General features: G+C 71.0%; 2 protein-coding genes (1 of these 2 only partly in view). Both read right to left on the bottom strand.

Features of this window, described 5'->3' with window-relative positions:
• On the bottom strand, window positions 1-6,785 hold the beginning of the coding sequence (locus tag ACPCUW_RS19950; RefSeq protein ID WP_423426393.1) for a non-ribosomal peptide synthase/polyketide synthase. The gene continues 25,000 nt to the left of window position 1, outside the view; the window shows 6,785 of its 31,785 coding nt (coding positions 1-6,785); the start codon lies at window positions 6,783-6,785; the stop codon falls past the left edge of the window.
• The gene (locus ACPCUW_RS19945; RefSeq protein WP_423426391.1) at window positions 6,785-24,442 is read right to left on the bottom strand and encodes a non-ribosomal peptide synthase/polyketide synthase; all 17,658 of its coding nucleotides are present in this window, start codon (window positions 24,440-24,442) and stop codon (window positions 6,785-6,787) included. Before ACPCUW_RS19945 ends, ACPCUW_RS19950 begins: the two co-directional genes overlap by 1 nt.

The following is a 24,442-nucleotide window of genomic DNA, read 5'->3' as shown; positions in this document are numbered from 1 at the left end:
GACGTATCACCGACCGCGGCCTCCGGATCGGCGACCAGCTGCCGCAGCAGACCGAGGAAGCGGCTCGCGAAGCCCTCGATCGTGGCGTGGTCGAAAAGGTCGCGGGCATAGGCGAATTCCGCGGCCATCCCGTCGGCCGTCTCCCGGATGTTCAGGGCCAGATCGAATTTCGCGGTTCCGGCGTCCGGCTCGACCGTGCCGACCCGCAGCCCCGGCAGCTCCAGCTCACCGGTGGGCAGATTCTCGAAGGCCAGCGCCACCTGGAACAACGGATGCCGCGCGGTGGACCGTTCCGGATCGAGCAGTTCCACCAGTCGCTCGAACGGCAGGTCGGCGTGTGCGAAGGCACGCAGGTCGGCCTCGCGGGTGCGGTCGAGCAGTTCGGTGAAGCTCGCGCCGCCGGGCACCGGGGTCCGCAACACGACGGTGTTGACGAACATGCCGATCAGATCGTCGAGTTCGCGCTCGCCGCGCCCGGCGATCGGCGAGCCGATCGCCACGTCGTCGGTACCGGCCATGCGGGCCAGGAAGATCGCCAGCGCGGTGTGCACGGCCATGAAGGTGGTGGCCTGCCGCCGCTGGGCGAGTTCGCGCAGGCCGTCGCGGATGTCGCCGCCGATATCGAATCGCACCCGGCCACCGGCGTAGGAGGGGCGCATCGGGCGCGGCCGGTCGGTGGGCAGATTCAGCTCGTCGGCCAGCCCGGCGAGCGTCGCCCGCCAGTAGGCCGCCTGGGCGCCCAGGACACTGTCCGGATCCGATTCCGAACCCAGCACCGCGTGCTGCCAGATGCTGAAATCCGCGTACTGCACGGGCAGCGGTTCCCACTGCGGTGCGGTCCCGGCCGCGCGGTGGCCGTAGGCGGTCATGAGGTCGCGGGTCAGCGGGGCGATCGACCAGCCGTCGGCCGCGATGTGGTGGGCCACGAAGACGAGGATGTGCTCGGGCTCCGCGCCGTCCGGGCGGGCGGCGCCGATGTCGCCGCCGTCGTCGGCGCGGCTGCGCAGCAACGCGATGCGCAGTGGCGGTTCGGCGGTGACGTCGAATCCCCGCGCGGTGAGCGCGGCGATGCGGCCCGCGATCTCCGCCGCCGGCACATCGACCGGTGTCAGGTCCACGCGCACATCGGCGGCGGGCAGCACCTCCTGGGCGGGGCCGTCCTCGTGTTCGGGATAGCGCGTGCGCAGGGTCTCGTGGCGTTCCAGCACATCCGCGACGGCGGCGGCCAGCGCCGCGACATCCAGGGCGCCGGTCAGCCGGACCGCGACCGGAATGTTGTGGACACCGGACTCGGGATCGAACCGGTTGAGGAACCACATCCGCTGCTGCGCCGGCGAAAGCGGAATGCGCTGCGGCCGTTGCTGTTTCACCAGCGCGGGCCGGGCCCGCTCGGCCACGTCACCGCCGACGGCGGCCGCGAACGCGGCGACGGTCGAGGCCTCGAACAGGGTGCGCACCGGTACCCGGGCATCCACGATCCGGCCGACGCGGGCACTGACCTGGGTGGCGTCGAGCGAACTACCGCCGAGGGCGAAGAAGTCGTCGTCGCGGCCGACCCGCTCCAGCCCGAGCACGTCGGCGAACACCGCGGCCACCCGCTCCTCGAGCGGGGTGCGCGGGGCGTGGAATTCGGCGGCCGCCAGCACCGGTAACGGTAACGCCGCGCGGTCCAATTTGCCGCTGCTGTTGAGCGGGAATTCGGTCAGTTCGACGACGGCGGTGGGAATCATGTAGGCGGGCAGCACCGCGCCGAGACCGTCCCGCACGGCCTGCACGTCGAGTTCGGCCCCCGGCGTGCGGATCACGTATCCGGCGAGGTAGTCGCCGCTCTCGCCGGTGATCAGGCGCACCGCCGCCTGGCCGACACCCGGTGCGGCCAGCAGGGCGGTTTCGATCTCCGGCAGTTCGATGCGCTGGCCACGGAACTTCACCTGGAAGTCGATGCGGCCCAGATAGTCGAGCTCGCCCTCGGGGGTCCAGCGCACCAGATCACCGGTGCGATACATCCGTTCGCCGCCCGGGGCACGACCGGCGGGCCCGGAGGCGGTAGCGGAGCGTGACCCCGCAGGGCCCTCGGGAGCGCCCCTTTTGGACACAGCGAAGGGATTGGCGACGAACCGGTCCGCGGTCAGGTCGGCGCGTCCGCAGTAGCCGCGCGCGAGCTGGGTGCCGGCCAGGTACAACTCGCCCGGCACGCCGATCGGCACCGGATGCAGCCGGGCGTCCAGCACGAAGACCTGCGAATTCCATTCCGGCTCGCCGATCGGCACGCTGCGCACGTCGTCCGGGGTGACCTCGTGGCAGGTGATCGACACCGCCGCCTCGGTCGGGCCGTACAGATTGTGCAGGGCGCCGTCGCACTTCTCGGCGAACAGCGCCGCGGTTTCGGCGGGCAGCGCCTCACCGACGACGAAGGCGGCCCGCAGGGTGGCCAGCTCCCGCGCCTCGGCATGGTTGAGGAAGACGGTGAGCATCGACGGCACGAAGTCGGTCAGCGTAACCCGCTGCGCGGCAATGGTTTCGGCGAGATAGCGGGCGTCGCGGTGGCCGTCGGGGGTGGCCAGGATCAGGGCGGCGCCGGCCCGCAGCGGAAGGAAATAGCCCCACAGCGACACGTCGAAGGTGGTCGCGGTCTTCTGCAGGTAGATGTCGCCGGCCCGCACCCCGTACTCGGCGTGCATCCATTCGAGCTGGTTGGCGATGGCGCGATGGCTGACCGCGACTCCCTTGGGCCGCCCGGTCGAGCCGGAGGTGAACAGCACATAGGCCGGGTGGTCCGGATGCAGCGTGCCGCGGCGCTCCCGATCGCCGATCTTGGCGGCGGAGTACTCGGAGAGGTCCAGTTCGTCGAGGTGAACCACCGCCGTATCGGAGGCCGTCGGCGGCAGTTCGAAGCCGGCGGCCCGCGTGGTCAGCACCGTATGCGGCCGCGCGGTGGCGAGGATGTGGCCGATGCGTTCGATCGGATGGGACGGGTCCACCGGAACGTAGGCGCCGCCCGCGTGCAGCACCGCGTACATGCCGAGCACCAGTTCGATCGACCTCGGCATGGCCAGCACGACCAGCGTCTCCGGACCGACGCCGGATTCGATCAGCTTGCGGGCGAGGCGGTTCACCCGGTCCGACATCTCGCCGTAGGTCAGTTCGGCGTCCTCGAAGACGAGCGCGCGATTGTTCGGCGTGCGGCGCGACTGCCGGTCGAACCCCTCGTGCAGGAAGTGGTCGGCCACCTTGTGGCCGCTGGCATTCCAGCTGGAGGTCACATAGTCGAGTTCGCCGGCGTCGAGCAGTTCCAGATCGCCGACCGGCAGGTGCGGGTCGGCCGTGGCGCCGCCGAGCAGGCGCAGGAATTTGGCGGCGAATTCCTCGACCGTCGGCGCATCGAAAAGATCGGTGGCATAGGTGAATTCGGCGCGGTATCCGCCCTCGGGCGGTGTGGAAACGGTGAGCTGGAGGTCGAATTTCGCGAAGCCGGGATCGAAATCCACGAGCTCGGTCTCGAGGCCCGGCAGTTCCGGCGTGCCGACCCCGATGTTCTGCATGAACAGGCCGACCTGGAACAGCGGATGCCGCGCCTGCGACCGCGCCGGATTCAACACCTCCACCAGGCGTTCGAACGGAATCTCGGCATGGGCGAAGGCATCGAGATCGACGGCGCGGGTGCGGCGGACCAGTTCGGCGAAATCGGCGTCGCCCGCCACCCGGGTCCGAAGGACGAGCGTGTTGACGAACATGCCGACCAGATCGTCGAGTGCGCGCTCGCCCCGGCCCGCGACGGGGGTGCCGATCGCGATATCGCTCGTCCCGGACAACCGGGCGAGCAGCAGCGACAGGGCCGCGTGCAGCACCATGAACGGCGTGGCCCGCAGTTGTTCGGCCAGTTCGTCGATGGCGGCACGCAGACCGGCGTCGATGGCGAATTCGACGGTCGCGCCCCGATACGAGGCCGCGGCCGGGCGCGGCCGATCGGCGGGCAGATCCAATTGCGCCGGGAGCTCGGCCAATTCGTGCTGCCAGAACGTGAGCTGGCGGGCCGCCTCGGAGTCCGGATCGGTGTCGTCGCCGAGTACTCGCTGCTGCCACAGCGTGTAGTCGGCGTACTGCAGCGGCAGCGGTGACCATTGCGGGGCGGTGCCGCGGCTGCGCGCGGTGTAGGCCTGGATCAGGTCGCGCAGCAGCGGTCCCATCGACACGCCGTCGGCGGCGATGTGGTGGACCACCAGCACCAGGGTGTGATCGTCGGCGCCCGTACGCAGCAACCGCACCCGCACCGGAATCTCGGCGGCGACGTCGAAGCCGGTGGCGGCGACCTCTCGCACCGCCGCGACCAGATCGGCCTCGGCGACCTCGACCGGCGCCAGCTGCGGCTCGGCGACGGGCCGCACGACCTGCACGGCCCCCGCGGCGGTCTGGGGATACACCGTGCGCAGCACCTCGTGACGCGCGGTCACATCGGCGACGGCCGCACGCAATGCCGCGGTGTCGAGCCGGCCCCGCAGGCGCAGCGCGACCGGAATGTTGTCCACCGCGGCCGCGGCGTTGCCGGTGACGTCACTGTTGGCCAGGCGGTTGAGGAACCACATCCGGCGCTGCGCCGCCGAGAGCGGGACGGTAGCCGGGCGCGGGCCGGCGACCAGCGGCGGACGCATGCGCGCGGTGGTGGCCAGGGCGGCGAGCCCGGCCGGGGTGGGACGGTCGAAGAAGTCCCGCACGTCGACCGCGATGTCGAGAGCGGCCGAGATGCGCGCGATCGCGCGGGTGGCCAGCAGCGAATTGCCGCCGCGGGCGAAGAAGTCGTCGTCGGCGCCCACTGCGTCGATGCCGAGCAGTTCGGCGAAGATCTCCGCCACCGCCCGCTCGCCCGGGGTCGCGGGTTCGCGGAATTCGCCTGCGGTGTCGCCGAATTCGGGTTCCGGCAGCGCCCTGCGATCCAGTTTGCCGTTGGCGTTGACCGGCATGCGGTCCATGGCGACGAGCAAGGACGGCACCATGTATTCCGGCAGTCGCCGCGCGGCGTCGCCGAGAATCACGCCGGAATCGAGTTCGCATCCGCCGGCCGCCACGACGTAGCCGATCAGGTGGTCGCCCGTGCTGTGCCGGTACAGCACCACCGCGGCCTGTGCCACCGATTCGTGCGCCAGCAGCGCCGCCTCGACCTCACCCAGTTCGATCCGCAGACCGCGCAGCTTCACCTGGAAGTCGCTGCGGCCCAAGTATTCCAATTCGCGCGGGCCGCCGTCGATACCGCTGTTCCAGCGCACCAGGTCGCCGGTGCGGTACATGCGGTCACCGGGCGCGCCGTGCGGGTTGGCGACGAACCTCTCGGCGGTCAGCCCCGCGCGGCCGAGGTAGCCGCGGGCCAGCTGCACACCGGACAGGTAGAGCTCGCCCACCACACCGTCGGGGACGGGTTGCAGATTGTCGTCGAGGACGTGCAGATCGGTGTCGTCGGCCGCGGCGCCGATCGGGACCGAGACCGTATCGGCCGCGGTCACCTCGTGGGCGGTCACGTCGACCGCGGCCTCGGTAGGCCCGTACAGATTGTGCAGGCTCGCCCCGCTCACGTCGCGGAAGGCGGCGCCGGTCGCGGCGGGCAGCGCCTCACCGGAGGCGAAAACCGCACGCAGGGAGTCGATATCGCTCATCGCCTCGGCATCCGCGACGGCGGCGGCGAACACCGCCAGCATGGACGGCACGAAATGCGCGATGGTGATGTGCTTGCCGGCGATGGTCCGGATCAGATACGCCGGATCGCGATGGCCGTCCGGCGCGGCGATCACCAGCCGGGCACCGACCTGCAGGGGCCAGAAGAACTCCCACACCGACACGTCGAAGGTGAACGGCGTCTTCTGCAGCACCACATCCGCGGCGTGCATGCGGTAGCACCGCTGCCGCCAGCGCAGATTCGCCACGATGGCGCGGTGCGAGACCGCGACCCCCTTGGGCCGGCCGGTCGAACCCGAGGTGAAGATGACGTAGGCGGTGTTGTCCGGGCGTGCCGGCACCACCTCGCCGGACTCCAGCACCGAGGTCGAAGCCTCTGTCTCCCAGTCGAATTCGTCCACCCGCAGCACGGGCACACCGTCGAACGAGGGACTGCCGGCATGGGTGAGGACCACGACGGGCGCGGCGATCTCCAGCACGTACGCGATGCGATCGGCGGGATGTTCCGGGTCGATCGGCACGTAGGCGCCACCGGCCTTGTGGATGGCGTACATACCGATCACCAGTTCCAGCGACCGGTGCATGGACACGCCCACCCGCGCATCCGGGCCCACTCCCAGCCGGACCAGCTGCCAGGCCAGTGCGTTCGCCCGGGCGTCGAGTTCGGCGTAGGTGAGGGTGCTGCCGTCGAATTCCACCGCGACCAGACCGGGCGTGCGCCGCACCTGCTCGGCGAACAGCGTGGCGAGCGTATCGGCGGGAGCCAGGCCGGGGTCGAGCACATCGGCGGCCGCGGTGAGCGCGTCGTCGAGCAGATCGGAGACGGCGGCGGCCAGTGCGCCCTCCCCCGATTCCAGCAGTGCCGGCAGCCGGCCCGAGATCACCACCTGCACGAGCGCATCGGGGGTCAGCGCATCACCCATCGCCGCGGCCAGCGTGGTCAGCTCCGCGCCCAGCTCGGCATAGGTGATCGCGACGTCCGCGTGCCGGACCGCGACGCGCCGCGGTTCCAGGTCGGCGACGACCTCGATCAGGTACGGCAGATCCGCGATGCCGTAGGCGCCGCGCAGCGCGGGGTGCGCGGTGGACCGGACGGGTGTAACCGACTCTGCATGCGTCATCAGTGGGTTCCTTCCGTGGTGATCACGCCCTGTGCGCGCAGATGCAGGGCCTCGAGCATGGTGGTGAGTCCGCCGGCGCCGGCGGCGAGAACGCCGGGCAGCAGGCCGGCCAGCGCGACGTTGACCAGCGCGTCGGGAGTTGCGTTCGCGCCCATGGCCCGGCCGACGGTGACCAGTTTGTGGTGCAGTTCCGCGAATCCGATGCCGCGCCCGCCGAATTCGACGGCCAGCGAATCGGGCGCCGTTCCGGCCGCGGCGGCGATGAGATCGACCAGATCATCGGGCAGCCGGGTGGTTGCCGCGCGGCCGGTGCGGCGGTCGCGCTCCTCGGCGGTGCGAATGTCGATCGCGCGCACGGTGATCGACGGATCCGCCGCCACCGCCCGCACGATCAGCTGTAGTCGTTCGGCGAACAATCGCACCGTGCGCTCGTCGAAGATGTCGGTGGGATAGCAGAATTGCATCCGCAGCCGCTGCAGTTCACCGTCGGCGCCGAATTCCTCCAGCGCGGTGAGCTGCAGATCGAATTTCGCCTCCGGCAGCGCCGGTTCGAGCGTCTCGACCCGCAGACCGGGCAGTGTGACCGCCGTGGCCGGCAGGTTCTGGAAGGTGAACAGCACCTGGAAGATCGGCGTGTACGCGCTGGTGCGGGTGCGGCCCAGCGCCTCCACCACCCGTTCGAACGGCACCTCGGTGCGGCCGAGCGCCGCCAGGTCGGCTTCCCGCACACCCCGCAGCAGCTCGGCGAAACTCGTTCGGGCGTCGATCTCGGTGCGCAACGCCACCGTGTTGACGAACATGCCGACCAGATCGTCGAGTTCACGTTCCCCGCGCCCGGCCACCGGCGCGCCGACGACGATGTCGGACTGTCCGGACAGCTTCGCCAGCAGCACCGCGAAGGCGGCGTGCATCGTGGAGAACAGGGTCGTCCCGTGTGCTCGCGCGACACCGGCCAGCTGCGCGACCAGCGGCTGATCGAAGGCGAAGTCGACCGTCGCACCGCGCATCTCGCGGCGGGCGGGACGCGGCCGGTCGGTGGGCAGCGCCAGCTGCTCGGGCGCGCCGGCCAGGCGGTCGCGCCAGTAGCCGAGCTGTTCGGACAGCACGCTGTCCGGGTCGGTCTCGGCGCCGAGTACGGTCCGCATCCATTCGCTGTAGTCGGCGTACTGGATCGGCAGCGGACTCCACTGGGGCGCGGTTCCGGCCAACCGGCTGGTGTAGGCCGCGATCAGATCGCGGGTCAGCGGAGCCATCGAATAGCCGTCGGCACTGATGTGGTGGACCACCACGACGAGGATGTGCTCGTCGTCGGCCACCCGCAGCAGACGCACCCGCACCGGTGGGGCGGCCGTGACGTCGAAGCCGACGGCGACGATCTCGGCGATGCGCTCGTCGATCTCGTCGCGCCGCACCGGCATCGGCTCGAGGCCGACCGGCGTGGCGGGCAGCACCTCCTGCACCGGTTCCGGTTCGCCGGAGGTGGTGCGGGCTTCCGGATACCGGGTGCGCAGGATGTCGTGGCGCTGCACCAGATCCGCGAGCGCGGCCCGAAGGGCGTCGAGTTCCAGCGTCCCGGTCAGGCGCAACGCGACCGGCACGTGATAGGCGGCCGAATCCGGGGCGAGCCGGTTCAGCACCCACATCCGCTGCTGGGCGAGCGACAGCGGTACCGGCGCGCCGGTGGTCCGGGGCCGCAGCGGTGGACGGACATCCCGCTCGGCCGCATCGATCCAGGCGGCCAGCGCCGCGACGGTCGGCGCGGTGAAGACCGCGGCGACCGGCACCCGCACGCCCGAGGCCGCACCCAGCCGCGCGGCCAGGCGGGCGGCCGCGAGCGAGTTGCCGCCGAGTTCGAAGAAGTCGGTGTCGGCGCCGATGGGCGACTCGCCGTCGGCGGACCGCCCGACGATATCGGCGAATTCCGCCGCCACCAGGCGTTCGGTCTCGGTATCGGGCGCCCGGAACTCGGCCTCGGACAGCACCGGGGCGGGCAGCCGGTCGCGGTCGACCTTGCCGTTGGCGTTGAGCGGCAGCGCGTCCAGCACCACCACGGCCGCGGGCACCATGTATTTCGGCAGCTCGCTGCCGAGCGCCGCGCGCAGCGCGCCCGCGTCGACATCGGCGCCGGGCACCGCCGCGTAGGCGATCAGGCGCGGTCCCGCGTTGCCGTCGGTGCGGGCCACCGCGACCGCGGCCTCGACGCCGGGCCGGCGCAGCAGGGCCGCCTCCACGTCGCCGAGTTCGATCCGGAAACCACCGATCTTGACCTGGAAGTCGGCCCGCTCCAGATACTCGAGCAGCCCGTCGGCGCGGCGGCGCACGATATCGCCCGTGCGGTACATGCGGCCGCCGTGGAAGGGATCGGCGACGAAACGGCCCGCCGTGAGCGCCGGTTGTTCCGCATAACCGCGGGCCAGCTGGTCGCCGGCCAGATACAGCTCGCCGGGCACGCCCGCCGGCACCGGCCGCAGCCGCCGATCGAGCACATAGGTCCGGCTGTTCCACACCGGCGCGCCGATCGGCACCACCGGCTCCGGATCGGCGCCGACCCGGTGCGAGGTGATCGAGACGGCGGTTTCGGTGGGACCGTAAAGGTTGAACAGCGTTGCGTCGCAGCGGGTTCCGAACTGGCGCGCCGTCGACTGCGGCAGCGCCTCACCGATCGCGAGGACGGCCCGCACCGTCTGCGGCAAGCCGGTCTCGTCGGCCAGCAGCATGCCCAGCAGCGAGGGCACGGTGAACAGGATGCTCACCCGGTGCCGCCGCATGAGCTCGCGCAGGTGGTCGGGATCGCGTTCGCTGCCCGGCTCGCTGATCACCAGGGCTCCGCCGCTGACCAGCAGCGACCAGAACTCCCATACCGACAGGTCGAAGGTCGCGGGCGTCTTGAGCAGCGCGCGGTCGGCACTGTCGATGCCGAATTCGCTACGCAGCCACAGCAATTGGTTGACGATCGCACCGTGCGAGATCGCCACGCCCTTGGGACGTCCGGTGGAGCCGGAGGTGAACACGACGTAGGCGGTATTCGACGGCCGCAGCGGCGCGAGCCGATCGGCGGCGGTGATCGGCGTGCCCGGATACGCGGACAGATCCGTACCGGGATCCACCATCGCGATGTCGCCACCCACGCCCGGCACCGCACCGCCGCCCAGGACGCACACCGGCCGCGCGGTCTCGACGATCTGCGCGATCCGATCGGCCGGATGGTCGGGATCGATCGGCACATAGACGCCGCCGGCCTTGGCCACCGCGAACATGGCGATCACCAGATCGACCGAACGGCGCAGCGCCAGCACCACAGTCGTCTCCGGGCGCACGCCGAGGCCGATGAGGTGACGGGCCAGGCGGTTGACCCGGACGTCGAAGTCGCGATAGCTCAGTTCGGCGCCGGCCGCGTCGATCAGCGCCACCGCCGCGGGATTCGCGGCGACCCGGGCATCGAACAGATCCACCAGCGTCGCCTCGGGAACCTCCCGCGCGGTCCGATTGCCGTCCTCGATCACGAACCGGTACTGCTGCTCACCGAGCAGGTCGAGATCGCGAATCCGGGTCGCGGGCGCGGCGGCCACCGCATGCAGGACGCGGTTCACCTGCGCGGCGATCCGCTCGGCGGTCTCGGCGGTGAACAGATCGGTCGCATAGCCGAGAGCCAGCTCGATGCCGGCCGGGACTCCGGACTCGGTGTGGTGGTCGACGGCGAACAGATGCAGATCGAATTGCGCTGTCGTGCTGTCGGATTCGACCTCGGTGACGGTCAGGCCGGGTAGTCGCAGGGTGGCGCGATCGTGGTTCTGGAACGACAGACCCACCTGCACCAGCGGATGCCGAGCGGTCGAGCGGCGCGGATTCAACACCTCGACGAGGCGTTCGAACGGCACATCGGTATGCGAGAGCGCGGCGATATCGGTGGCGCGCACGCCGTCGAGCAGCGTGTCGAAGCGCGCGTCCACATCGACCGCGGTCCGCAACACCACGGTGTTGACGAACATGCCGATGACCTCGTCCAGCGCGGCGTCGTTACGCCCCGCGACGGGCGTGCCCACCGCGATGTCGCCGGTATCGCAGAGCCGGGCCAGCACCGCCGCGAACGCCGCGTGCACGACCATGAACACCGTGGCGCCGGCGCCGCGGCCCACGCCGGCCAGCCGCCGGTGCACCGCGGCGTCGACGGCGAATTCGACGCGGCGGCCGTGCAGGCTCTGCCGGGCCGGGCGAGGCCGGTCGGTCGGCAGGTCGAGCTGATCCGGCAGCCCGGCCAGCGTCTCGCGCCAGAACGCGATCTGCCGGGCGGCCACCGATTCCGCGTCGTCCTCGGCGCCCAGCAGACGCTTCTGCCACAGCGCGTAGTCGGCGTACTGGATCGGCAGCGGCGACCAGCCGGGGCCGTCGGACCGGACCCGTGCCTCGTAGGCGCGCATCAGATCGGCGACGAACGGCACGATCGAGGATCCGTCGGCGCAGATGTGATGCAGCACCGCCGCGAGCACATGCTCGTCGGGGGCGAGTTCGAACACCCGCACCCGCACGGGCACGTCGGCGGTGACGTCGAATCCGGTGCCGAACAACTCCCGGATTCGTTGCGGCAGTGCGTCTTCGGCGACCGGCACGGCCGTCGTGTCGATGTGGACCCGCTCGACCGGCAAGATCACCTGCGCCGGTTCGCCGCCGATCTCGGGGTAGACGGTACGCAGCGATTCGTGCCGCGCCACGACATCACGCAGTGCCGCGGCGAGGGCCTGCTCGTCCAGGTCGCCGGACAGGCGCAGCGCGAGCGGAATGTTGTAGGCGGCCGAGGTGCGGTCGAACCGGTTGAGGAACCACATCCGCTGCTGCGCCGGCGAGAGCGGCAGCCGGGCCGGGCGCGCACCGGCGACCAGGGCCGGCCGGTCACCGCCCGTCAGTGCCGCCACCGCGAGATCGGCGACCCGCGGATTCTCGAACAGCGTGCGCACCGGGACGCTCACACCCAGGGCCGCGCCGATGCGGGCGACGGCCTTGGCCGCCGAGAGCGAGCTGCCGCCGAGGGCGAAGAAGTCGTCGTCGGCGCCCACCGCCCGGTCGGTGCCGAGTTCGCCGAGCACCTCGGTGAACACATCGGCCACGATCTGCTCGGCGGCGGTCGCCGGCCGACGGTAACCGACCGACTCGAACACCGGCGCCGGAAGGGCGCGCACGTCGAGCTTTCCGTTGACGGTCAACGGAATTCGGTCCACCGCGACCACGGCGGCCGGAACCATGTGCTCGGGCAGCCGCTCGGCGACCGCGCGGCGCACCGACGCCACGTCGAGGTCGGCGCCCACCACATATCCGACGATCCGGGCTTCGGCTCCGTCGTCCGCGCGGACCACGACCGCGGCCTGTGCCACCGCGTCCACCGCCAGCAGCGCTGCCTCGATCTCGCCGAGTTCCACCCGGAAGCCGCGCAGGTTGATCTGGTGGTCGGCGCGACCCAGATATTCGAGGTCACCGGTCGCGGTCCACCGCGCGAGGTCCCCGGAGCGGTAGGCGAGTGAACCCGCCGTCCCGTAGGGGTCGGCCACGAAGCGCCCCGCGGTCAAGGCGGGCCGCCGCAGATATCCGCGGGCGAGTTGTCCGCCGGAGACGTAGATTTCGCCCGGCACACCCACCGGCACCGGCCGCAGCCGCGAATCGAGCAACCGCACGGTCAGACCCGGCAGGGCGCCTCCGATCACCCCGGCCGCACCGGTGCGCGCGTCGATCGGCCGGAACGACACGTGCACCGTCGTCTCGGTGATGCCGTACATATTGATCAGCCGCGGTGTGTGCGGATACCGCGCGAACCAGTCCCGCAGCCGCGCCGGCTCCAGCGCTTCGCCGCCGAAGATCACACTGCGCAGCCGGTAGTCGGCCGGAGCGTCGGCCAGGTCCGCGCTCATCAGCTGATAGAACGCCGAGGGCGTCTGGTTGAGGACCGTCACGCCCTCATCGATCAGCAGCTCCCGGAATTGCTGCGGCGACCGGGAGGTGAAGTAGTCGACGACCACGATCCGGCCGCCGTGCAGCAGCGCACCCCACAGTTCCCACACCGAGAAGTCGAAGGCGTAGGAGTGGAACAGCGTCCACACATCGGAGTGGTCGAAACCGAATCGCTCGCGGGAATTGTCCAGCAGCCGAATCACATTGGCGTGCGGAATCTGCACACCCTTGGGTCGGCCGGTGGAACCGGAGGTGTAGATGACGTAGGCGGTGTTGTCCGGGCGCAGCGGCGAGCGGCGGTCGGCATCGGTGATCGGCGCGGTGTCCAGCTGCTGCCAGGACACGGTGTCCAGGTCGATTACCGGGCCGTCGAACCAGCCGCGGGCCGGGCCGTCCGCACCGGTGATCGCGCACACCGGCCGGGCGTCGGAGAGGATGTATTCGATCCGGTCGGCGGGGTAATCCGGATCGATCGGCAGATAACCGGCGCCGGATTCGACGACCGCGAGCAGTGCGACGATCAGGTCGGCCGAGCGTGGCAGCGCCACGGCGACAAGTGTTTCCGGACCGGCGCCGGCCGCGATCAGGCGTCGGGCGAGGCCGTGGGCCCGGTCCTCGAGTTCGCCGTAGGTGAGGGTCGCGCCGCCGGCCCGCACCGCGACGGCCGTTCGGTCCGCCCGCGCGGCCGCCGCGAAACGCGCTGCGATGGTGGTCGTTTCGGAACGATCGTCGCCGCTGACTGACCATTCGTACAGCGCGCGATGCTGTTCCTCGGCGCTGAGCAACTGGATGTCGCCGACCACGACGGTGTGGTCGTGGCTGACCGCGGCCAGCACCTGCTCGAAGCGCCGGGCCAGCTCCGCGATCGTCGACGCGTCGAAAAGATCGGCGGCATAGGTGATCTCGACCGACATCCCGCCCGCACGACCGTCGTCGTCGATGGACTCGACCAGCGTGAACTGCAGGTCGAACGCGACGGCGGCCGCGTCGACCGCCTCGGGCGTGACGTGCAGCCCCGCCAACTCGACCTCCGGCAGGGTGAAGTTCTGGAAGGTCAGCGCCACCTGGAACAGCGGATGACGGCTCGCCGTGCGGGCCGGCGCCAGCATCTCCACCACCTGCTCGAACGGCACGTCCACCTGCGACAGGGCCGAAATATCCTGCGCGCGAACGGTATCGAGCACGGTGTGGAAGTGCTCACGACTGTCGATCTCGCTGCGCAACACGATGGTGTTGACGAACATGCCGACCATCGGGTCCAGCGCGGCCTCGCCGCGCCCGGCCACCGGGGTGCCGATCGCGATATCGGAGGTGCCCGACATGCGCGACAGCAACACCGCCAGCGCGGCATGCACCGTGCTGAACAGGGTGGTCTCGTGTTTGCGGGCCAGTTCGCCCAGTTCGCTGTGCAGATCGGAGTCGATCTGGAAGCGGTGGCTGCCACCGCGGTACGACGGTGTCGCGGGACGCGGCCGATCGGTGGGCAGTTCCAGCTGTTCCGGCAGCCCGGCCAGGCGGGTGCGCCAGAATTCGCGCTGGCGGGACAGTTCGGATTCCGGATCGGCCGGATCGCCGAGGACTTCCGCCTGCCACAGCGTGTAGTCGCGGTAGCGCACCGGCAGGTCCTGCCAGCCGGGCGCGCGTCCGTCGCGGCGCGCGGCGTACGCGGCCGTCACATCCGCGGCCAAGGGGCCCAGGGAAAGGCCGTCCGCGCAGATGTGATGCAGGACCAGCAGCAGTACGTGATGATCAGCGGACAGCGCGAAAAGCTCGGCGCGCAAGCCGGTTTCGACGGTGAGGTCGAATTCGGTGGCGCAGATCCCGGCGATGCGCTCGGCCAGCGTCTGCTCGCTCACCGCGGCCACGCGCAACGCCGGGATGTGCGTCGCGGCGGGCTCGACGACCTGCACCGGCCCGTCCGCGGTATCGGGGTAGCGGGTGCGCAACGTCTCGTGCCGCTCCACCACATCGGCCAGGGCCGCGCGCAGGGCGTCGATATCCAGTGCTCCGCGCAATCGCAGCGCCAGCGGGATGACGTCGACCGCGGCGGCCGCCCGCTCGTCGGCGCGGAAGCGGTTGAGGAACCAGATCCGCCGCTGCGCCGCCGAGAGCGGCACCTGCTCCGGCAGCGTGCGCGCGGTCAGCGGCGCGCGCGCACCGGTGCCGGCCAGCAGCTCGGCCCGCGCCGCCAGCTCGGTCACCGTGGTGGCCTCGAACAGCAGGCGAACCGGCAGCTGCGTGTCCAGAGCGGCGCCGATGCGGGCCAGCACCTGGGTGGCGAGCAGCGAATTGCCGCCGAGGTCGAAGAAATCGTCGTCGCGCCCTACGCGCTCGGCGCCCAGCACCTCCGCGAAGACCTCGGCGACCACGGCTTCGGCCGCCGTCGCCGGCGCGTGATATTCGCGCGCCTGCCAGACCGGATCGGGCAGGGCGCCGCGGTCCAGCTTGCCCGAGCCGTTGAGCGGGAGCGCGTCGAGTACGACGTAGGCCGCGGGGAGCATGTAGGCCGGTAGTCGCTGCGCCAGTGTGGCTTTCACCGCGTCGATATCGATGCCTGCGCCGTCGGCGGGCAGCAGATACGCGACCAGCCGGTCACCGGTCTGCGGATCGTGGCGAACGATCACCACGGCCTGTGCGATCTCGGGCACGGCGGTGAGCGCCGCTTCGATCTCGCCCAATTCGATGCGCAGGCCGCGCACCTTGACCTGAAAGTCGGTGCGGCCCAGATACTCCAGTTCACCACGCGGGTTCCACACCACCAGATCGCCGGTGCGGTAGAGCCGCTCCCCGGTACCGAACGGATCGGCCACGAACCGTTCGGCGGTGATGTCGGGGCGCCCGACGTACCCTTCGGCCAGTTGCGTGCCGGCCAGGTACAGCTCACCGGCGACGCCCACCGGCACCGGCCGCAGCCGCGCGTCCAGCACGTACAGCCGGGTGTTGAACACCGGGCGGCCGATCGGCACGGTCGCGGTGTCGGTGTCGACGACCTCGTGGCCAGTGACGTCGACCGCGGCCTCGGTCGGCCCGTAGAGGTTGTGCAGTCGCGCACCGGTGACCGCCCGCAGGCGCTGCGCGACCTCCGCGGGTAGCGCCTCACCGGAGGCGAATACCGTCCGCAGCGAACCCGGCCGCGCGTGCGCGAGGAACACCGCGAGCATCGAGGGCACGAAATGCGCCACCGAAACGTGTTCGGCGCGAATCAGTTCGGCGAGGTAGGCGGGGTCGCGATGGCCGTCGGGCCGGGCCACCACGAGCCGGGCGCCGACCTGCAACGGCCAGAAGAACTCCCACACCGACACGTCGAAGGTCGCCGGAGTCTTCTGCAGTACGACGTCGGCGGCGGCCAGTTCGTACTCGGCCTGCATCCACACCAGCCGGTTCACGATCGCCCGGTGGCTCACCGCCACACCCTTGGGTTTGCCCGTCGAGCCCGAGGTGAAGATGACATAGGCGGGATGGCCCGGCCGCAGCGGTCGCAGCCGGTCGGCGTCGGTGAGCGGAGCCGACGAGTAGTCGCCGGTGTCGAACAGGTCGATATCGAGGACCGCGCAGTGACTGACCAGACCGCTCGTATCGAGATCGAGCCCATCGGTGGAGCGGGTCAGCACGCACACCGGCCGCGCGGTGCGCAGTACGTCACCGATGCGCCGGGCGGGATGGTCGGGGTCGAGCGGTACGTAGGCGGCGCCCGCGGCGACCACCGCGTACATGGCGACCACCAGATCGTCGCTGCGGCGGACGCCCAGGGCCACCGTGCGGCCGGGGCCGACGCCGATCGAAACCAGCAGCCGCGCCAGTCGATTCACCCGCGCCGAGAAGCCGGCATAGGTCCATTCGGCGCCCTCGAAGCGCAGAGCGACGGCATTCGGGCTGCGCCGCGCCTGCTCGGCGAACAGGTCGGCCAGTGTGGTCGCCGGCACCTCGTGGGCGGTGTCGTTCCATGCGCCGAGGATTTCTTCGCGTTCGGCGGCCGACATCGGTTCGATATCGCCGATGGGCCGTTCCGGCTGTGCGAGGAGGGCTTCCAGTACCAGGCGGAACCGGCGCGCGAATCCCGCGACGGTCGGCTCGTCGAACAGGTCCGTCGCATATTCGAAGACCGCCGCCAGGCTGCCGTCGGCCGCTTCCTCGGCCGTCAGGTGCAGGTCGAATTTGGCGGTGCCGGAATCGAGTTCGAGCGTCGTCGCGCGCAGCCCCGGCAGTCGCGGTTCGCCGGCGGCGGCCTGGCGCAGATCCAGCATCACCTGGAACAGCGGGTGCCGGGCCGCCGAGCGCATCGGATTCAGCACCTCGACCAGACGCTCGAACGGAACGTCGCGGTGGGCGAAGGCGCGCAGGTCGCCCTCGCGCACGGCGTCGAGCAGTGCGGTGAACGAGGACTCGGGCGCGACGTCGGCGCGCAGCACCAGCGTATTGACGAACATGCCGACCAGATCGTCGAGCGCGGCCTCACCCCGGCCGGCGATCGGCGTGCCGATCGCGATATCGCGCTGCCCGGACAGTTTCGCCAGCACCACCGCGAAGGCGGCGTGCAGCGCCATGAAGAAGGTGGCGCCGGTCCGCTCGGCCCGCTCACGCAGCGCGGAGACGGTCTCGGCGGGCACCGCGAAGCGGTATCGGGCGCCGCGGCCCGTCGCCGTCGCCGGCCGCGGCCGATCGCCCGGCAGGGCCAGCACGTCGGGCAGGCCCGCCAGTTCGCCTGCCCAGAACCGGATCTGCTCGGCGATGGGTGAATTCGGATCGTCCTCGGAGCCGAGCACGGCCCGTTGCCAAAGCGCGAAGTCGGCGTACTGCACGGGCAGCGGCAGCCACTGCGGCGCCCGGCCGGCCGTGCGCGCGGCATAGGCCTGCATCAGATCCCGCGTCAGCGGCGCGATCGACCAGCCGTCCGCGGCGATGTGGTGAATGGAGACGACGAGCACGTGCACATCGGCGGCGCTACGCAGCAGCGCCGTCCGGATCGGCGCCTGGTCGCGCACCGCGAAGGCGACGGCCGCCTCGGCCCGCAGGCGCTGCGCCAACTCGTCCTCGGACACCGGCTGCGGCGCCAGGTCGACCACCACGTCCGCCGGGTCGAGTACCTGCTGGAAGGGCACGCCGTCGACGGCGGGATACCGGGTACGCAGGGCCTCGTGCCGCGCCAGCACATCGCGCACCGCCGCGGCGAGGGCGGTGACGTCCAGCTCGCCCCGCAGCCGGATGGCGGTGGTCAGATTGTCGACCGCCGATTCGGTGTCGAACTGGTTGCGGAACCACATCCGCTGCTGCGCGTAGGACAGCGGCAGCCGCTCCGGCCGTGGTCCGGCGGTCAACGCGCGATGCCGGCGGGGAGACGAATCCCGCAGTCGCCGGGCAAGATTCGCGACCACCGGGTTCTCGAACAGCAGGCGCACCGCGACCTCGCGGTCCAGCGCCTCGGCCAGCCGGGCCGACACCCGGGTCGCCACCAGCGAATTGCCGCCGAGGGCGAAGAAGTCGTCGTCGAGCCCGACCTGTTCGGCACCCAGCACAGCGGCGAAGACCGCCGCCACGGCCTTCTCCTCGGCGCTCTCCGGCGCACGGAACCGTTCGGTGGCCAGTACCGGATCGGGAAGGGCGGCGCGATCGAGTTTGCCGGAGGCCGTCAGCGGCATGGCCGCCAGCGCGACGTAGGCGCTGGGCACCATGTACGACGGCAGCCGATCCCGCAGCCGGCTTTCGGCGAGGGTCCGCGGATCGCCGTCGCACACCGCATAGGCCACCAGCAGATCGCCGGCCCGATGCCGGTACACCCGCACCGCCGCCGCCTCGATGCCGGGCGTGGCCAGCAGCGCCGCCTCGATCTCGCCCAGTTCGATGCGCTGGCCCCGCACCTTCACCTGGAAGTCGCTGCGCCCCAGATATTCCAGATCCCCGTTGCGGAGGCGGCGCACGAGGTCACCGGTGCGGTACATGCGAGCACCCGCGGGGCCGAACGGATCGGCCACGAATCGCTGGGCGGTCGCGCCGGTCCGGCGGTGGTACCCCCGGGCGACCTGCGCACCGGACAGGTACAGCTCGCCGATCACCAGATCGGGGACGGGCCGCAGCTGCCGGTCGAGCACCAGAATGTGGCTGTCGCGCACCGGCTTACCGATCGGCGCGGGACCGATGCGGTCCGGCGCAACCGGCGCGTGGGTGGCGTGCACGGTGAATTCCGTGGGCCCGTACAGATTGTGCACGGCGGCATCGCTCACCGCGGCGAACGCCCGCACGGCCTCTCCGTTGAGGGCCTCGCCGGCGACGAGAACACACCGCAGCGTGCGGATATCGGCCGGGGTCACGGTGTTCGCGAAAGTCGCCAGCAGCGACGGTACGAACGAGATCATGGTCACGGCGTGCCGGGCGATGGTCGCGGCCAGATACGCGGTGTCGCGATGCCCGTCGGGCGTGGCGACCACCAGCCGCGCTCCGCTGCCGAGCGGCGCGAACAGCTCCCATACCGAAACGTCGAAGGTCGCCGGGGTCTTGAACAGCACCACGTCCCGCTCACCGATCCCGTACTCAGCGGCGATCCAGGCGATCTGGTTGTCGAGCGAACCGCGCTGGACGGCAACGCCTTTCGGCGTTCCGGTGGAGCCGGAGGTGAAGATGACGTACGCGGTGTCGGCCGACCGCGCCGGGGCGAGCCGGTCGGCGTCGGTGAGCGGGCGATCGGACAGGACGTCGAGCTCGAGCGCATCGATCGCGATCCGCGGAATGCCCAGATCGGGCGCATCCCCGGCGGTCAGCATGCATACCGGCGCGGCGGTCTCGGCCATCTGCCGCAACCGGGCCGTCGGCTGATCCGGGTCGACCGGTACGTACGCCCCGCCGGCGGCCAGCACGGCGTAGGCGGCGATCACCAGCTCGGCCGACCGGCGCATCCCCAGGACGACCAGCGATTCCGGGCCGACGCCCGCGCCGACGAGATGGCGGGCCAGGCGGTTGATCCGCGCCGACAGCTCGGCGTACGTGTATTGCCGCTCGCCGTCGACCACGGCCACCGCATCGGGCCGCAGGAGGGTCTGCCGCTCGAACGCGGTGAGCACGTCGGGAGCCGTTTCCCCCGCGCCGCGGCGGCCGGCGTCGATCGTGCGCCGCAACTCGGCGGCGTCGAGCAGCGGCAGCCGGCCCACCGCACGAGTGGGCTCGGCGACCACATGGACGAGCAGTTGCCGCCACCACCGCGCATACGCCGCGATGGTGTCCGACTCGAAAAGATCTGTGGCGTAGGTGAACTCCGCCGTGATCCCCGCCGGTGCCGGACCTTCCCCGGGACCGGCACCGGCGAAGCTTTCGGTGACCGTCAGTTGAAGGTCGAACTTGGTCACCGCCGTGTCCAGGGTACTCGTCCGCACGGACAATCCGGGTAACTCGACGGCGATGTCCTGAGTGTCGGCCACACCCAGCATCACCTGGAACAACGGGTGGCGGGCCTGCGAACGGACCGGGTTCAGCGCCTCCACCAACTGTTCGAACGGCAGATCGGCGTGCGCGAAGGCGCCCAGGTCCACCGCCCGGACCCGTTGCAGCAGAGCGGTGAACGGTTCGTCGGCCGCCACTCGGGTGCGCAGCACCAGCGTGTTGACGAACATGCCGATCAGATCGTCGAGTTCGCGGTGACCACGCCCGGCCACCGGAGTGCCGATCACGATGTCGTCGCCGCCCGAGATCCGCGCGAGCAGCGCGGCCAGCGCGCCGTGCAGCACCATGAAGGTCGAAACACCTTGGGCACGGGCGAGTTCGGAGATCGCCGCGTGCAGGTCCGCGGGTAGGTCGAAGCGATAGGTGGCGCCCCGGCCGGCGGCCACCGCGGGCCGCGGCCGATCGGCGGGCAGGTCCAGCTGGTCGGGAATACCCGCCAGCGTGTGCGCCCAGTAGCCGAGCTGCTGGGCGGCCAGGGATTCGGGATCTTCGGAGATACCGAGCCGATCCCGTTGCCACAGCGCGTAATCGGCGTACTGCACCGTCGGCAGCGCCTCGGGGGCGTCGATACCCGACCGGCGGCGGGTATAGGCCGCGGCCACATCCCGCGCCAGCACCGGCAGCGAGAGTCCGTCCGCGGCGATGTGGTGCAGCACGATCGCCAGCGCGACATCATCGGCGGCGAGTTCGAAAATCGTCGCTCGCAACGGGATTTCGGCGGTCAGATCGAACCCGCGTGCCGCCAGCCGCGTCAACTCCGCGTCGAGGCCCTCCGCCGCAACGGTTTCCACCGCGAAGGACTCCGGCCCGACCTGCCCGGCGGGGAGAATATGCTGCCGGGCCACGAGCTCGTCGTCCGCCGGAAAGACGGTGCGCAACACCTCGTGGCGGGCCACCACATCGGCCAGGGCCGCTCGCAGGGCCTCGGTGTCCACCGCGCCGGTCATCCGGACCACGAACGGCATGTTGTAGCCGGCGCTGTCCTCCTCGAACCGGTTGAGGAACCAGATGCGCTGCTGCGCGGGCGAGAGCGGCAGCACCTGCGGTCGCGGCCCGGCGACCGGCCCGGCGCTCTCGTACATGTCCTCGGTTTCGAAGGCGCGGTCGATCAGCTCGGCCAGCGCCTCGACCGTGGTGGCCTCGAACAGTTCCCGCACGGTCAGCGCGCAGCCGAGGTCGGCGTTCAATCGTGCCGCCACCTGCGTCGCGACCAGCGAATTACCGCCCAGGGCGAAGAAGTCGTCGTCGAGTCCGAGGCGCTCACGGCCGAGCACCTCACCGAACACCTCGGCGACCGCCCGCTCCGAGACCGACTGCGGGCGGCGGTACTGTCCGGCCGTCCGCTCGGGCGCGGGAAGCGCGGCCCGATCGAGTTTGCCGGAGGCGTTGACCGGCAGCGATGCCAGCATCACATATGCCGCCGGCACCATATAGCCGGGCAACTCGCGCGCGGCCGCGCCGCGCACGCGCGCCACGTCGACCGCGCCGGCGGTGGTCTCGACCAGATAGGCCACCAGTTGCGCACCGGTGCCGGCATCGTCGCGCACCACGACCACCGCGCGCGCGACCCCGGGCACCGCGCCGAGCACCGCTTCGATCTCGCCGAGTTCGATCCGCAGCCCGCGCAGTTTGACCTGAAAATCGGTGCGGCCCAGATACTCGAGCTCACCGTCGGCCGTCCAGCGGACCAGATCCCCGGTGCGATACATCCGCGCCCCGGGGCCGGCCTCCGTCTCACTGTCCGCGAACGGATCGGCGACGAACCGTTCGGCGGTCAGCTCCGGCCTCCCGACGTAGCCCCGGGCGAGCTGAACCCCCGACAGATACAGCTCACCCGGAACGCCGACGGGCACCGGCTGCAACCGTGCGTCGAGCACGTACAGCCGGGTGTTGAAAACCGGTGCGCCGATCGGCACACCGGTGGTATCGAGCGGGCCCACCTGATGCGCGGTGACATCGACCGCTGCCTCGGTGGGTCCGTACAGATTGTGCAGCCGCGCGCGCGGCGCCGCGGCCCGCAGTCGCTGCGCCAGCGGTCCGGGCAACGCCTCACCGGACGCGAACACCGCACGCAGCGAACTCAATTCGGAGGCGTCGACCACGCCGCCGAGGAAGGCCGCCAGCATCGAAGGCACGAAATGCGCGATGGTGACACCGAATTCGGCGATCACCGCGCGCAGGTAGGCCGGGTCGCGATGCCCGTCGGGCGTCGCCAGCACCAGGCTCGCGCCGACCTGCAACGGCCAGAAGAACTCCCACACCGACACGTCGAACGTGGCGGGGGTCTTCTGCAGGACGACGTCCGTGGCGGTGAGCCGGTAGGCACTCTGCATCCAGACCAGCCGGTTGACGATCGCGGCATGGGTGACCGCGACGCCCTTCGGCCGCCCGGTGGAGCCGGAGGTGAAGATGACGTACGCGGGATGCTGCGGCCGCAGCGGCGAGATCCGCTCGGCGTCGGTTACCGGCCCCGCGGACAGCGCCGAGAGGTCCAGTTCGTCGATGTCGATCCACCGGGTGTCACCGTCGCCGTGATCTCCGGCGGTGGTCAGCACGCAGACCGGCTTCGCGGTCTCGAGCACGTAGCCGATGCGTTCGGCGGGATGGTCGGGGTCCAGCGGCACATACGCCGCACCCGCCGCCAGTACCGCGTACATCGCGACCACGAGCTCCGGGGAACGCCGAATATGCAGTGCCACCGTGGTTTCCGGTCCGGCGCCGCGCGCGATCAGATAGCGCGCGAGCCGGTTGACCTCGGCCGCGAACCCGGCGTAGCCGAGGGTCCGCGATCCGCGCAGCGCGACGGCCTCCGGGGTCCGCGCCGCCTGGCGCTCGAACATCGACACCAGGGTCGCGTCCGCACCCGCAAGCGCGGCGATATCCACCTCGGTGGCATTCCAGATCCGGAGGCTGACCTCACGCTCCAGATCGGTCGTGACCGCGACCGACGACAGCGGCCGCTCGGGATCGAGGTCGACCAGCCGCTCCAGGAACCGCACGAAGCGGGCGTGATGGCGGGCGATGTCGTCGGCGCGGTACAGATTCGGGTTGGCCTCGAAGTCGACGTGCACCCGGTCGCTGTCGCCGTAGTAGACGTTGAGGCTCATATCCTCGACCGGCCCGGTCGAGAGCACGTGGTAGCGGCCGGTGGTATCGCCCAGGGTCAGGTCGCTGCGGAACAGCATGATGTTGGCCAGTGGCCCGAACAGCGCGCGGCGGGTGGCCAGGCCTTCCATGCCGGCGTCGCGGCGGATGTCCTCGTGCCGGTAGCGCTGATGCCGCAGGGCACCGGCGACCTCGACCCGGGTCTGCTGCAACAGCTGCGCCCAGGTGGCCTGTCCGACCCGCAACCGCAGCGGGACGATATTGGAGAGCATGCCGGCCGAGCGCCGCATCACGGCCGTCGTGCGGGCGGTCACCGGCAGGCTCAGCACCGCCTCGTCGCGTCCGGTCAGCCGGGCCAGATAGGCCGCGAAGGCCGCGAGCAACACCACGGCCGCAGTCGAATCATGCGCTGTCGCAAGGTCGTTCATTCGGGTGGCGATCTTGTCCGGCAGCCGGCGGCCGTAGACCAGGTTTCCGGCCGCGCGGGGTGCGCTGCGGCCGTTGAGCGTGGTCGCGCCGTCCAGATCGCGGACCCGCTCGCCCCAGTACCCGCGATCGGAGCCGAACCGGGTGCTGTCGCGGTAGCCGCGTTCACCCTCGACCAGCGATTCGAGGCTGCCGGCCTTGGCGGGTTCGGGTTCGATGCCGCGCAGCTCGGCGGTGTAGCGCTCGGCGACGCGCATGGTGTTGGTCAGGGCGCCGAATCCGTCGAGAACGATGTGGTGGGCGCGCAGATACCAGAACCAGCGCCGTTCACCGACCCGCAGCACGGCGCCGGCGAACAGCCGGTCCGTCAGCAGATCCACCGGCCGCGTGTAGTCCGCGCGCATCCAGTCGTGGGCCGCCGCGACCGGATCGGGGGCGTCGCGCAGATCGACCGGCACGATGTCGACGGGAAGCCGCGGGTCCACGCACTGATACGGCTCGCCGTCGACTTCGCCGAGCCGCACCACCGTGGACCCGAACTCCCGGGCCGCCTCGACCGAGACCTTTTGCAGCACTTCGACATCGAGGTCTCCGTGCACGTCGACGTACTGGGCGATGTTGATCGGAGTCCGCGGATCGAGCAGCTGGGCGTACCAGACGCCGAGCTGCGCCGGCGTCAACGGGAACGGCGACGGATCCGATGTGATCTCGGCGCCGTGACCTTCACCCGGACCGAAACCGCTCAACTCCGAACTCTGCAC

Origin of the sequence: Nocardia sp. AB354 (genome assembly GCF_049538315.1) — a bacterium.
In the GTDB taxonomy this organism is placed as follows: Bacteria; Actinomycetota; Actinomycetes; order Mycobacteriales; family Mycobacteriaceae; genus Nocardia; species Nocardia nova.
The sequence above is the reverse complement of the archived record's forward strand: the minus strand, read 5'-3'. Positions and strand labels throughout refer to the sequence as shown.